At 59.4% G+C, this 12036-nt stretch carries 17 protein-coding genes; all 17 read left to right on the top strand.

Features of this window, described 5'->3' with window-relative positions; translation table 11 throughout:
* Positions 1-200: 200 nt before the first annotated feature.
* The gene (locus tag ROSMUCSMR3_RS01190; protein WP_037297635.1) at positions 201-566 is read left to right on the top strand and encodes an NADH-quinone oxidoreductase subunit A; all 366 of its coding nucleotides are present in this window, start codon (positions 201-203) and stop codon (positions 564-566) included.
* Positions 557-1090 (top strand): NuoB/complex I 20 kDa subunit family protein, encoded by a 534-nt coding sequence (locus ROSMUCSMR3_RS01185; protein ID WP_008281002.1) that lies wholly within the window; start codon positions 557-559, stop codon positions 1088-1090. Before ROSMUCSMR3_RS01190 ends, ROSMUCSMR3_RS01185 begins: the two co-directional genes overlap by 10 nt.
* Positions 1087-1689: an NADH-quinone oxidoreductase subunit C gene (locus tag ROSMUCSMR3_RS01180; RefSeq protein WP_008281001.1), complete on the top strand. Its 603-nt coding sequence runs from the start codon at positions 1087-1089 to the stop codon at positions 1687-1689. The genes ROSMUCSMR3_RS01185 and ROSMUCSMR3_RS01180 overlap by 4 nt, the downstream gene beginning before the upstream one ends.
* Positions 1689-2909 carry an NADH-quinone oxidoreductase subunit D gene (locus ROSMUCSMR3_RS01175; RefSeq protein WP_008281000.1) on the top strand — a complete coding sequence of 407 codons (1221 nt, stop codon included), beginning with the start codon at positions 1689-1691 and terminating at the stop codon, positions 2907-2909. The genes ROSMUCSMR3_RS01180 and ROSMUCSMR3_RS01175 overlap by 1 nt, the downstream gene beginning before the upstream one ends.
* Positions 2909-3271 (top strand): hypothetical protein, encoded by a 363-nt coding sequence (locus ROSMUCSMR3_RS01170; protein ID WP_081506180.1) that lies wholly within the window; start codon positions 2909-2911, stop codon positions 3269-3271. Before ROSMUCSMR3_RS01175 ends, ROSMUCSMR3_RS01170 begins: the two co-directional genes overlap by 1 nt.
* Positions 3268-3501 carry a hypothetical protein gene (locus tag ROSMUCSMR3_RS01165; RefSeq protein WP_081506179.1) on the top strand — a complete coding sequence of 78 codons (234 nt, stop codon included), beginning with the start codon at positions 3268-3270 and terminating at the stop codon, positions 3499-3501. The genes ROSMUCSMR3_RS01170 and ROSMUCSMR3_RS01165 overlap by 4 nt, the downstream gene beginning before the upstream one ends.
* Positions 3498-3779 carry a hypothetical protein gene (locus ROSMUCSMR3_RS01160; protein WP_008280997.1) on the top strand — a complete coding sequence of 94 codons (282 nt, stop codon included), beginning with the start codon at positions 3498-3500 and terminating at the stop codon, positions 3777-3779. Before ROSMUCSMR3_RS01165 ends, ROSMUCSMR3_RS01160 begins: the two co-directional genes overlap by 4 nt.
* A 2-nt stretch (positions 3780-3781) precedes the next feature.
* Positions 3782-4972: an NADH-quinone oxidoreductase subunit E gene (locus ROSMUCSMR3_RS01155; RefSeq protein WP_008280996.1), complete on the top strand. Its 1191-nt coding sequence runs from the start codon at positions 3782-3784 to the stop codon at positions 4970-4972.
* A gap of 35 nt (positions 4973-5007) precedes the next feature.
* Positions 5008-5685 (top strand): NADH:ubiquinone oxidoreductase, encoded by a 678-nt coding sequence (locus ROSMUCSMR3_RS21845; protein WP_008280995.1) that lies wholly within the window; start codon positions 5008-5010, stop codon positions 5683-5685.
* A complete protein-coding gene (locus ROSMUCSMR3_RS01145) occupies positions 5682-5921 on the top strand; it encodes a DUF5337 domain-containing protein (RefSeq protein WP_008280994.1) in 240 nt (79 codons plus the stop codon). The genes ROSMUCSMR3_RS21845 and ROSMUCSMR3_RS01145 overlap by 4 nt, the downstream gene beginning before the upstream one ends.
* Before the next feature lie 4 nt (positions 5922-5925).
* Positions 5926-7221: an NADH-quinone oxidoreductase subunit NuoF gene (gene nuoF / locus ROSMUCSMR3_RS01140; RefSeq protein WP_008280993.1), complete on the top strand. Its 1296-nt coding sequence runs from the start codon at positions 5926-5928 to the stop codon at positions 7219-7221.
* A gap of 10 nt (positions 7222-7231) precedes the next feature.
* Positions 7232-7684, top strand: a complete 453-nt coding sequence (locus ROSMUCSMR3_RS21550; RefSeq protein ID WP_081506178.1) for a TM2 domain-containing protein — start codon at positions 7232-7234, stop codon at positions 7682-7684.
* A gap of 64 nt (positions 7685-7748) precedes the next feature.
* A complete protein-coding gene (locus ROSMUCSMR3_RS01130) occupies positions 7749-8075 on the top strand; it encodes a hypothetical protein (protein WP_237183508.1) in 327 nt (108 codons plus the stop codon).
* A gap of 124 nt (positions 8076-8199) precedes the next feature.
* Positions 8200-8610, top strand: coding sequence for a DUF5333 domain-containing protein (locus ROSMUCSMR3_RS01125; RefSeq protein WP_237183507.1), 411 nt, complete (start codon positions 8200-8202; stop codon positions 8608-8610).
* A 6-nt stretch (positions 8611-8616) separates the two neighbouring features.
* Positions 8617-10605, top strand: coding sequence for an NADH-quinone oxidoreductase subunit NuoG (gene nuoG / locus ROSMUCSMR3_RS01120; RefSeq protein WP_081506176.1), 1989 nt, complete (start codon positions 8617-8619; stop codon positions 10603-10605).
* Positions 10606-10607: 2 nt separating this feature from the next.
* On the top strand, positions 10608-10991 hold the full coding sequence (locus ROSMUCSMR3_RS01115) for a hypothetical protein (RefSeq protein WP_081506175.1): 384 nt from the start codon (positions 10608-10610) through the stop codon (positions 10989-10991).
* A 7-nt stretch (positions 10992-10998) separates the two neighbouring features.
* Positions 10999-12036, top strand: coding sequence for an NADH-quinone oxidoreductase subunit NuoH (gene nuoH / locus ROSMUCSMR3_RS01110; RefSeq protein ID WP_008280988.1), 1038 nt, complete (start codon positions 10999-11001; stop codon positions 12034-12036).

The raw sequence follows: 12036 nt of genomic DNA, 5'->3' as shown, positions 1-12036 counted from the left end.
TCCGGCATGTGAAAACGCTGCTCTGCGGAGTTTTCTGGGCTTATTCGGCATACCGTCGCATGCAAAACGCGAAAATCCGGCGTTTGGGGGGGGCAAACCTGCGCGCGCTCGGTTGACCCCTGACCGGGGCGGGTTTAAACCCGGCGTAGTCATGCAGCCATCTTGATGCGCCGATCCATGCGCATGAAAGGAGCCACCTCGTGGAAGAGATGCTGAGGGAATACCTTCCCATCCTCGTTTTCCTGGCCGTTGCCATTGGATTGGGCCTTGTTCTGATCCTCGCCGCCGTTGTTCTGGCCGTGCGCAACCCCGATCCCGAAAAGGTCAGCGCGTATGAATGCGGCTTTAACGCCTTTGACGATGCGCGGATGAAGTTCGACGTGCGATTCTACCTCGTGTCGATCCTGTTCATCATTTTCGACCTCGAAATTGCGCTGCTGTTTCCATGGGCTGTCGCGTTTCAGGATCTGAGCATGACGGCGTTCTGGTCGATGATGGTGTTTCTGGCCGTGCTGACCGCCGGGTTTGCCTATGAATGGCGCAAAGGAGCGATGGAATGGCAGTGATGACGGGTGCCCATACCGCAGGGCCGGATCGCGAGGTTGCAACGCAAGCGCTGAATGCCGAGTTGCAGGACAAAGGTTTTCTGCTGACCTCGACCGAGGATATCATCAATTGGGCGCGCACCGGGTCGTTGCACTGGATGACCTTTGGTCTGGCCTGCTGCGCGGTCGAGATGATGCACACCGCCATGCCGCGCTATGATGTGGAGCGCTTTGGCTTTGCGCCGCGCGCCAGCCCACGTCAATCGGATGTGATGATCGTGGCGGGAACGCTGACCAACAAGATGGCCCCGGCGCTGCGCAAGGTCTATGACCAGATGCCCGAGCCGCGGTATGTGATCTCGATGGGTTCCTGTGCCAATGGCGGCGGCTATTACCACTACAGCTATAGCGTTGTGCGCGGCTGCGACCGCATCGTGCCGGTTGATATCTATGTGCCGGGTTGCCCGCCGACCGCCGAGGCGCTGGTTTACGGTATCCTGCAATTGCAACGCAAGATTCGCCGCACGGGGACGATTGTCAGATGAGCGCAACACTCAAGGAACTTGGCGGCTATATCGAGCATAAGCGCGGCGATTGTGTGCTGGGCTGGGATGTCGCCTTTGGCGAATTGACGGTGGATGTGGCGCTGAACCATATTGATGGGTTGGCGGAGTTTCTGAAAACCGACCAGAACTGTGCCTTTTCCACGCTGGTGGATATTACGGCGGTGGATTACCCCGACCGGGCCAAGCGGTTCGATGTCGTCTATCATTTCCTCAGCATGTATCAGAACCACCGCATCCGTTTGCGCGTGGCTGTGCGTGATGAAGATATGGTACCCTCGATCACCGAGGCCTATCCGGCGGCCAATTGGTTCGAGCGCGAAGTGTTTGATATGTTTGGGATCCTCTTTTCTGGCCACCCGGATTTGCGGCGTATCCTGACCGATTACGGGTTTCGCGGGCATCCGCTGCGCAAGGATTTCCCGACCACGGGCTATACCGAAGTGCGCTATGACGAGGTGCAAAAGCGCGTGGTTTATGAGCCTGTGAGCCTGGTGCAGGAATACCGGCAGTTCGATTTCATGAGCCCGTGGGAGGGTGCCGAATACATCCTGCCCGGTGATGAGAAGGGGGCGAAGTGATGGACGGCAGCAAAGGTTTCGATGACGCCCTGACCGGCGAGCAGAAGATCCGCAATTTCAACATCAACTTTGGGCCGCAACACCCTGCAGCACATGGCGTTTTGCGTCTGGTGTTGGAGCTGGACGGCGAGTTGGTGGAGCGCTGTGATCCGCATATCGGCCTGCTGCATCGCGGCACCGAAAAGCTGATGGAGAGCCGCACCTATCTGCAAAACCTGCCTTATTTTGACCGGCTGGATTATGTGGCGCCGATGAATCAGGAACATGCCTGGTGTCTGGCCATCGAAAAGCTGACCGGGGTCGAGGTGCCGCGCCGCGCGAGCCTTATTCGGGTGCTGTATTGCGAGATTGGGCGGGTTCTTAATCACCTGTTGAATGTCACCACGCAGGCGATGGATGTGGGCGCGCTGACGCCGCCGCTCTGGGGCTTTGAAGAGCGCGAAAAGCTGATGGTGTTCTATGAGCGGGCCTGCGGCGCGCGTTTGCACGCGGCCTATTTCCGCCCCGGTGGCGTGCATCAGGATCTGCCGCCGGCGTTGATCGACGATATCGAGACCTGGGCCAATGAATTCCCCCGCGTGCTGGATGATATCGACGGGCTTTTGACCGAAAACCGCATCTTCAAGCAACGCAATGCTGATATTGGCATTATCAGCCAGCAAGAGGCGCTTGATTGGGGCTTTAGCGGTGTGATGGTGCGCGGGTCTGGCATGGCGTGGGATTTGCGCCGCGCGCAGCCCTATGAGTGCTATGACGAGTTCGATTTCCTCATTCCGGTGGGCAAGAATGGCGACTGCTATGATCGCTATCTGTGCCGGATGGAAGAAATGCGCCAATCCCTGCGGATCATCCATCAGGCGATTGCCAAATTGCGCGCGCCCGAGGGGCAGGGCGATATTCTGGCGCGGGGCAAGATCACCCCGCCTGCGCGCGCTGAGATGAAGCGCTCGATGGAAGCGCTTATTCACCACTTCAAGCTCTATACCGAAGGCTTCCGCGTGCCTGAGGGCGAGGTTTATGCCGCTGTCGAGGCCCCCAAGGGTGAGTTTGGCGTGTATCTGGTCGCGGATGGCACCAACCGCCCTTACCGCGCCAAGCTGCGCGCGCCGGGGTTTTTGCATTTGCAGGCGATGGACCATGTCGCCAAAGGGCATCAACTGGCCGATGTGGCGGCGATCATCGGGACGATGGACGTCGTCTTTGGGGAGATCGACCGGTAATGAGCTGGGCGAGTCTTGCCATAGCGCTTTCGGGCGCGGGAGTGCTGGTGACGGGGACGTTGGCGGCCCTGTTCCTGCGCGACCCGGTGGCAGGCATGGTGGCAACAAGCCATCGCGCCGAGCAACTGCCGCAGGTGATGGCCAATCGCTATGTGGCAATGCTGGTGCTTGCGGTCGGGGCGACTGTGTACGGGGATTTAAAGGTGATCGCGCTTCTTTTCGCGGCGTTCGCCTATATGGCGTTTCATGATTCCTGGATCTACGCCCGTGCGGGGCAGGCGGTGAGCAAACACATCGGCGCGGGAATCGCAGCTTTGATCGTGTTCGGTGTAACGGTTTTGGCGATTGGGCAGGGGTCATGAGCGGTTTTGATACGCTGACGGTTTGCGCGCCGGTCGCTGATTTCGCGGGTGCGCGTGGCGCGCGCGCCGGTCACCTATCGCCCTCTCAGCCCAGCAAGAGGGTACCAGAGGCCGGGTTGGCCGACACGGGGCTGCATCTGGTCATCGGCAGGATTTTTCAAGAGGGGGAGGTGGTGACGAACACCAATCATATCTCCGCCTCGATTTCACAAGAGGTGTGTGCCCTATGATCATGGTGCGTCTTGCGGCACTGGCCGCGTTTGGAGTTTTGGCCGGATGTGCCTTGCCGCCAGAGGGTGTGGGCGCAGAGGGTATTGCCCGTTATGATGCGGCCGCAAAATCCTTGGGGTGCCGCCTTGTGACCGAGCCAGACTATCTGGCTGCTGAAATCCAGACCGGGTTGGAGCGGCAGCAACTGCTTGACATCACCGCCTATAAACTGTCCTCGGGCGGAGCCGTTCGGCTGCCTGATGGGGGCGTGAAACTGACTACAGGAGCCTGTGCCTGAGAATGCTACGTCGTCTCTATCATCAACAGCCCGAGAGTTTTGCCTTTAGCCCCGCCAATCAGGCCTGGGCCGAGGGGCAGATCAGCAAATATCCCGAGGGTCGTCAGGCCAGCGCGATCATCCCGCTTTTGTGGCGCGCGCAGGAGCAGGAGGGCTGGCTGAGCCGTCCGGCAATCGAGCATGTGGCTGACATGCTGGCGATGGATTACATCCGCGCCCTTGAGGTGGCGACGTTCTATTTCATGTTCCAGTTGCAGCCCGTGGGCAGCGTGGCACATTTCCAGATTTGCGGCACCACCACCTGTATGATCTGCGGTGCCGAGGATCTGATTGCCGTATGCAAAGACAAAATAGCGCCCAAGGCGTTTGATCTGTCGGCGGATGGCAAGTTTTCCTGGGAAGAGGTGGAATGCCTTGGGGCCTGTGCCAATGCGCCTATGGCGCAGATCGGCAAGGATTATTACGAGGATCTGACCGCCGCGCGCTTTGCCGAGATTATCGACGAATTGGCGGCAGGCAAGGTGCCTGTGCCGGGGCCGCAGAATGGCCGCTATGCCGCCGAGCCGAAATCGGGGCTGACCAGCCTCAAGGATTTTGACAGTGGCCGCGCACAGTATAATGCCAGCGTGCAAGCGGCGGTTGATATTGGCGATACGGTCAAGCGGATTGATGGGACTGAGGTGCCGCTGTTGACACCCTGGCGTGACAAGGGCGCGATGCACAAGCCCGCGCCATCAGCCGTCAAGCAGAACGCAGAGCCTGTGGCCATTGTGACCAAGGTTTCCCCTGCCACGCCTGCGGATGCCACCGGAGCCACAAAGGCCGAGGCACAGGCCACACCGACGGCGAAGCCAGCGGTTGAACCGGCGGCCAAGCCCGTGAAGGCCGGGGCCGAGCCCACGCCGGGCAAAAAGCCCAAAGTGCTGAGCGCACCGCGCAAGAGTGGCGCGGATGATCTGAAGATGATCAAAGGTGTCGGCCCCAAGCTGGAGCAGCTTTTGCACAGCATGGGTTTTTACCACTTTGACCAGATCGCAAAATGGACGGAGGAAGAGATCAGTTGGGTCGATCAGAACCTTGAGGGTTTCAAGGGGCGGGTCAGCCGGGACAACTGGGTTGAGCAGGCAAGATTGTTGGCTGACGGCAAGGAGACGGAGTTCTCTGCCCGGGCCAAGAAAGGTGGCGTCTACTGAATACGCCTGGCTGAACACAACAGGGGGTAACTGTCATGTCTGATACGTCGAAACTGAGCACTTGCCAGATCATAAGCTGGGGCCTCGCGCTCTTGTCTGGGGTTCTGGTGATCTGGTCCACATCCGGAGCGGTTGGGTTCTTTGCCGCGCTTTTGTTGGGGCTGGCCTTTGCGGTGTTCTTTGGTCTGGTCATCACCGGTCTGGTCTGCACCGGCTATAACGCTGGGGATCGCGGGATCGAGGTGCGGGATGTCGAGGCGACGTTGCGGGATATGACGGGGATTACCGGCTACAAGGCGCCGGATGTCGAGGAGGAGGCCCCAGCACCTGCCGCCTCTCCGGTGGCCTCTCCGGCGCAATCGGCGTCTGTGAGTGTGGCGGCGGCACCGGTTGAGGTGGAAGCAGAGGCAGATGCAGAGGGCACGAAGCCTGCGGCGCTTGCGGCCCCGCGTGATGGTGCGGCGGATGATCTCAAGCAGATCAAGGGCGTAGGGCCCAAACTTGAAGTACTGTGTCACGAACTGGGCTTTTATCACTTTGACCAGATCGCGGGCTGGTCGGCAGCAGAGGTTGCGTGGGTCGATCAGAACCTTAAAGGGTTCAAGGGCCGGGTCAGCCGGGACAATTGGGTCGAACAGGCCAAGATTCTCGCCGCAGGAGGCGAGACAGAGTTTTCCAATCGCGTCGCACATGGCGGCGTTTACGAGGAATGATGCAAGCGATGCGCGGGCAAGACAGAGACAGGCAAATGGCACGCAAGGGCCGCACCGTGGGTGTGGTGATTGCGGCGACCATGCTGATCTGGATGGCGGCGCAATGGCTGGGCGCGCAGATGGGATGGCCGATCCGGTTCGTCTTTCTGTTCGATCTGGCCGCCATCGCCGCCTTTATCTGGGCGTTGGTGGTGACTTATCAAATCTGGCGCTTGCGCCGGGATAATCAGGGGTAGCGGAATGCTCAAGGACCAGGACCGTATCTTTACCAATCTCTACGGGATGCATGATCGCAGCCTCAAGGGGGCCTTGGCGCGTGGGCATTGGGATGGCACGGCCAAGATATTGCAGAACGGGCGTGACTGGATCGTGAACCAGATGAAGGCCAGCGGGCTGCGCGGGCGCGGCGGCGCGGGCTTTCCAACGGGCCTGAAATGGTCGTTCATGCCCAAGGAAAGCGACGGGCGGCCATCCTATCTGGTGGTGAATGCGGATGAATCCGAGCCGGGCACCTGCAAAGACCGCGAGATCATGCGCCATGATCCCCATACGCTGATCGAAGGGTGTTTGATCGCGTCCTTCGCGATGAATGCGCATGCCTGCTATATCTATATTCGCGGCGAATATATACGCGAGAAAGAGGCGCTCCAGACCGCGATTGACGAGGCTTATGCCGCCGGTCTGGTGGGCAAGAACGCCTGCAAATCCGGCTGGGATTTCGACATCTACCTGCATCATGGCGCGGGCGCCTATATCTGTGGCGAGGAAACGGCCCTGCTTGAAAGCCTTGAGGGCAAGAAGGGCATGCCCCGGATGAAGCCGCCGTTCCCGGCGGGGGCGGGTCTTTATGGTTGCCCGACGACGGTGAACAATGTGGAATCGATTGCGGTGGTGCCCACAATCCTGCGGCGCGGGCCAGAGTGGTTTTCAGGCTTTGGCCGACCCAACAATTCGGGCACCAAGCTTTTTGCGATTTCGGGACATGTGAATAACCCCTGCGTGGTTGAAGAGGCCATGTCGATCACGTTCGAGGAATTGATCGAGAAACATTGCGGCGGCATTCGCGGCGGTTGGGACAACCTCAAGGCGGTTATTCCCGGCGGGTCGTCTGTGCCCTGTATTCGCGGCGAATTCATGCGCGAGGCGATCATGGATTTTGATTACCTGCGCGAGCAGCGGTCGGGCCTTGGCACCGCAGCGGTGATCGTGATGGATAAATCGACCGATATGATCAAGGCGATCTGGCGGCTCTCGAAATTCTACAAGCATGAAAGCTGTGGACAGTGCACGCCCTGCCGGGAGGGCACCGGCTGGATGATGCGGGTCATGGATCGTCTGGTTCGGGGCGAGGCGGAGGTCGAGGAAATCGACATGCTGCTTGACGTGACCAAGCAGGTTGAGGGCCACACAATCTGCGCGCTTGGCGATGCGGCGGCGTGGCCCATTCAGGGCCTTATCCGCAACTTCCGCGACGAGATCGAGGACCGGATCAAGGCCAAACGCACCGGTCGCGTCAGCGCAGTGGCGGCGGAATGAGGAACGTGTGATGGAAGGCAAGATCCTCGCCTACAACCCTAAGACGGCAAAAGGCTATATCAGCGGCGCCGATGGCGTGAGGTATAAGTTTCGGGGTGCATCCTTTCGCGACAACGCAAAGAAGCTGACCAAGGGAACAGCAGTTGACTTCGTGCCAAATGGTGAGTTTGCGACGTCGATCATGTTGGGTGCGCGCACCTCTTCATCGAGTGGCGAGAAAAGCCGAATAACAGCAGCGCTTCTGGCTTTCTTTCTTGGCTTCATGGGCATTCACAAGTTTTATCTTGGGAAGACCGGTGCTGGAGTGATCATGCTACTGTGTTTTTTCCCTGGGATATTCCTTTTGTGGATACCCTTTGGAGTTGTGCGGATCATCTCGTTTATCGAGTTCATTATTTACCTCTTGAAATCGGATGAAGAGTTTGAAGAAACCTATGTTGCGGGAGACAGAGCATGGTTTTGATAGTCTGTCTTGCGCCGTATTGCAGGGTTCAAACGCAATGAGAGCCTTTGCATCATATCGCGGAGTGGGGCTCGTCTGTTTAGCTATCGTCCTGCTGACAGGCTGTGCCCAGCGCGAAGAGCGTGTGCTGTTCAACGGCAACTATTACCCCGGCAAGGCGCGGGCCGAAAAGGAAGACCGACGCAATTTCACCGCCTTTGTGCGGCGGGCCGGTCGTGGGGTCGAAGGCGCACAGCAAGCGGCGCTTTATGAGGCGACGCGCTATTGTCTGGATAATTTCGGCACGTCTGAGATTGAATGGATTGGCGTTCCTGCGGGTGCAGAAGGGCCTGTCTATGCGCGTTCCGGGGATACGGTATCGGTGAGGGGACGCTGTATCATATGGTCATAAACCGTTTCATATCAGGGGTTTGCCACGCTTGCTATTGCATAGCAGGCGGCATCGGACCCATCTGCGATGCAGATGGGCGTGCCGTGATGGCCTGCGCCTGCACTGATATGAAAGGAATGATCTGATGCGTATGATCCTGTCTTTTGTCCTAAGCCTTGGTCTGGGTGTTTCGAGCGGCGTGGCCGCTGTGCGTGCCGGATCGCTGGCGCAAGAGGCCGATATCAATCAGGGCCTGTTTTACATGGCGGTCGCCGATGAAATCCGCAAACGCTGTGCTGACATCTCGCCACGGGTTATGACCGCGATTTCTTATATGCGCGCGCTCAAAGCCGAGGCGCAGTCGCGCGGTTACACCGAGGCCGAGATTGACGCCTATATCTCGGACAAAGCCGAGAAGAGAAAGATACGCGGGCGCAGTGACGACTATATCCGGTCGATGGGGGCGATGCCCAATGACGGCCCGAGTCTGTGCGACCTTGGCCGAGCAGAAATCGCGAAACAGAGCCCGATCGGCAAGTTTCTGAAAGCAAAGTGAGATACCATGGCTGACCTACGCAAGATCATCATCGACGATCAAGAGATCGAGGTCGAGGGCGCAATGACCCTCATTCAGGCTTGTGAACAGGCCGGGGTCGAAGTGCCGCGTTTTTGCTATCACGAGCGTCTGTCGATTGCTGGGAATTGCCGGATGTGTCTGGTCGAGGTCGTGGGCGGGCCGCCGAAACCGGCCGCAAGCTGTGCCATGCAGGTCAAGGATCTGCGGCCCGGCCCGGATGGCACGCCGCCGGTGGTCAAGACCAACAGCCCCATGGTCAAGAAGGCCCGCGAGGGGGTGATGGAGTTTCTGCTTATCAACCACCCGCTGGATTGCCCGATCTGCGATCAGGGCGGCGAGTGCGACTTGCAGGATCAGGCCATGGCCTATGGCGTTGATTTCAGCCGCTACCGCGAACCCAAGCGGGCGAGCGAGGATCTTGATCTTGGCCCGCTGGTCGAGACCCATATGACGCGCTGCATCTCTTGCACGCGCTGTGTGCGCTTCACCTCTGAGGTGGCCGGCATCATGCAGATGGGCCAGACCGGGCGCGGTGAAGATGCCGAGATCACCAGCTATCTGGGTCAAACGCTCAATAGCAATTTGCAGGGCAATATCATCGACCTGTGTCCGGTGGGGGCGCTTGTAAGCAAGCCTTATGCCTTTACCGCGCGCCCGTGGGAATTGACCAAGACCGAGACCATCGACGTGATGGACGCGCTTGGCAGCAATATCCGCGTTGATTGCAAGGGGCGCGAGGTGATGCGCATCCTGCCGCGCAATCATGACGGCGTGAACGAGGAATGGATTTCCGACAAGACACGGTTTGTCTGGGACGGGTTGCGGCGTCAGCGCCTGGACCGGCCCTATATCCGGGAGAATGGCAAGCTGCGGGTGGCCACATGGCCCGAGGCCTTGGCCAAGGTGGCAGGTGCCATCAAGGGGGCCAAGAAACTGGCCGGTTTGGTGGGCGATCTTGTGCCGGTCGAGGCGGCCTTTGCGCTCAAGGCGTTGATCGAGGGGCAGGGTGGCCATGTGGAATGCCGCACTGACAGTGCCCGTCTGCCCGCAGGCAATCGCAGCGGCTATGTTGGGAATGTCCGTATCGAGGATCTTGATACGGCCAAGAATGTGGTGCTGATTGGCACCGATCCTCGGGTTGAAGCGCCGGTGCTGAATGCGCGTTTGCGCAAGGCGTGGATCAAGGGGGCCAATATCACGCTGGTTGGCCCCAAGGTTGATCTTACCTATGACTACACCCATGCGGGCACGGATCGTGCCGCGCTTGGCGGGCTGAGCGTGCCTGAGGATACGATTGTCATCGTCGGCATGGGCGCACTGCGCGAGGACGATGGCGCGGCGGTGCTGGCTGCGGCGATGGCGCTGTCTGGCCGGATGCTCGTGCTGCATACTGCGGCCGGGCGTGTTGGTGCGATGGATGTGGGCGCTGTGACCGAGGGTGGGCTAGAGGCCGCAATCGACGGCGCCGATGTGATCTATAACCTTGGGGCGGATGAGGTTGATATCGCGGCGGGGCCGTTGGTGATCTATCAGGGCAGCCATGGTGATCGCGGCGCGCATCGCGCCGATGTGATCCTGCCGGGCGCTGCCTATACCGAGGAGCAGGGGCTGTTCGTCAATACCGAAGGTCGCCCGCAATTGGCGTTGCGCGCCGGTTTTGCCCCCGGTGACGCCAAGGAAAACTGGGCCATTCTTCGGGCGCTGAGTGGCGAATTGGGCGCGGTTCTGCCCTATGACAGCATCGCGCAGTTGCGTCAGGCGCTGGTCAAGGCGGTGCCGCATCTCAAGAAGGTGGATCAGGTGCCCGCGAATGACTGGCAACCGCTGGAAACATCCGCGCTTGGCAAGGCTGATTTCCGGTTGGCGATTGCGGATTTCTACCTAACCAACCCGATTGCCCGCGCGAGCGAGCTGATGGCGGAATTGAGTGCCAATGCCAAGGCGCGTGGCACGCAACCGATGGCGGCAGAGTGAGGATGGTCATGGCCCTCATATCGCCTGTGGCGCTTGGGCTGGCGGGCTGCGCAGAGAGTGCATCCCCTGTGCCCTTTGCACCTGACTATCAGGGGATCGAGACGCGGCTCTTGGATGGGGATTTGGTGAATTTCCACGTGTCCATGCGTGGTGCGCGCGATGCCCTCGACGTTGAACGCTATGCCGAATGCGCCGCTGCGCAATATGCGCTGATCCGGGGTTACGGCTTTGCGCGCCACCTGCGCACAAGCGTCTCGGAAGAGGCTGGCATCTGGCAGGGCGATGCGGTTTATACGATCTCGGCGGCGCTGCCCCGAGGACTACTGACAATCGACGCCGAAGTCGTCGCCGCCAATTGTGCGGAAAACGGAATACCGATGGTGTGAGGACCTGATGGCTGAATTCTTTACAACCCCGCTGGGAACCTTCGTGATCATCCTGGCACAATGCCTTGCGGTGGTGGGCTTTGTCATGGTCTCGCTCTTGTTCCTTGTCTATGGCGACCGCAAGATCTGGGCCGCCGTGCAGATGCGCCGGGGTCCGAACGTCGTGGGCACCTGGGGCCTGTTGCAGACGGTGGCGGATGCGCTGAAATACGTGGTCAAAGAGGTCGTGGTTCCGGCGGGGGCCGACAAGGCCGTGTTCATGCTGGCCCCGATGACGAGTTTCGTTCTGGCGGTGCTGGCTTGGGCCGTTATTCCGATGAATGAAGGCTGGGTGCTGTCGGATATCAACGTGGCGGTGCTCTTTGTTTTCGCGGTGTCCTCGCTTGAGGTTTATGGCGTGATCATGGGGGGCTGGGCGTCAAACTCCAAATACCCATTCCTCGGCTCTTTGCGCTCTGCTGCGCAGATGATTTCCTATGAGGTGTCGCTGGGCTTGATCATCATTGGTGTGATTATTTCGACCGGATCGCTTAACTTCAGTGCCATCGTGGGTGCGCAGGATACGGCCTATGGGTTCTTTGGCTGGTATTGGCTGCCGCATTTGCCGATGGTGTTCCTGTTCTTTATCAGCGCATTAGCCGAGACCAACCGCCCGCCGTTCGACCTGCCTGAGGCGGAATCCGAGTTGGTGGCTGGCTATCAGGTGGAATATTCCTCGACGCCGTTCCTTTTGTTCATGGCGGGGGAATATATCGCGATTTTCCTGATGTGCGCATTGATGAGCCTGCTGTTTTTCGGCGGCTGGCTGTCGCCCATTCCGGGCCTGCCGGATGGCGTGCTGTGGATGATTGGCAAGATGGCGTTTTTCTTCTTCCTCTTCGCCATGGTCAAGGCGATCACGCCGCGCTACCGCTACGATCAGCTTATGCGGATCGGTTGGAAAGTGTTCCTGCCCATGTCCTTGGGCTGGGTGGTGATCGTGGCGTTTCTTGCGAAATTCGAAGTGCTGGGCGGCTTTTGGGCCCGCTGGGCGATTGGAGGCTGA

Origin of the sequence: Roseovarius mucosus, from assembly GCF_002080415.1 — a bacterium.
Classification (GTDB): Bacteria; Pseudomonadota; Alphaproteobacteria; order Rhodobacterales; family Rhodobacteraceae; genus Roseovarius; species Roseovarius mucosus_A.
This window is presented reverse-complemented; position numbering and strand designations above follow the sequence as displayed.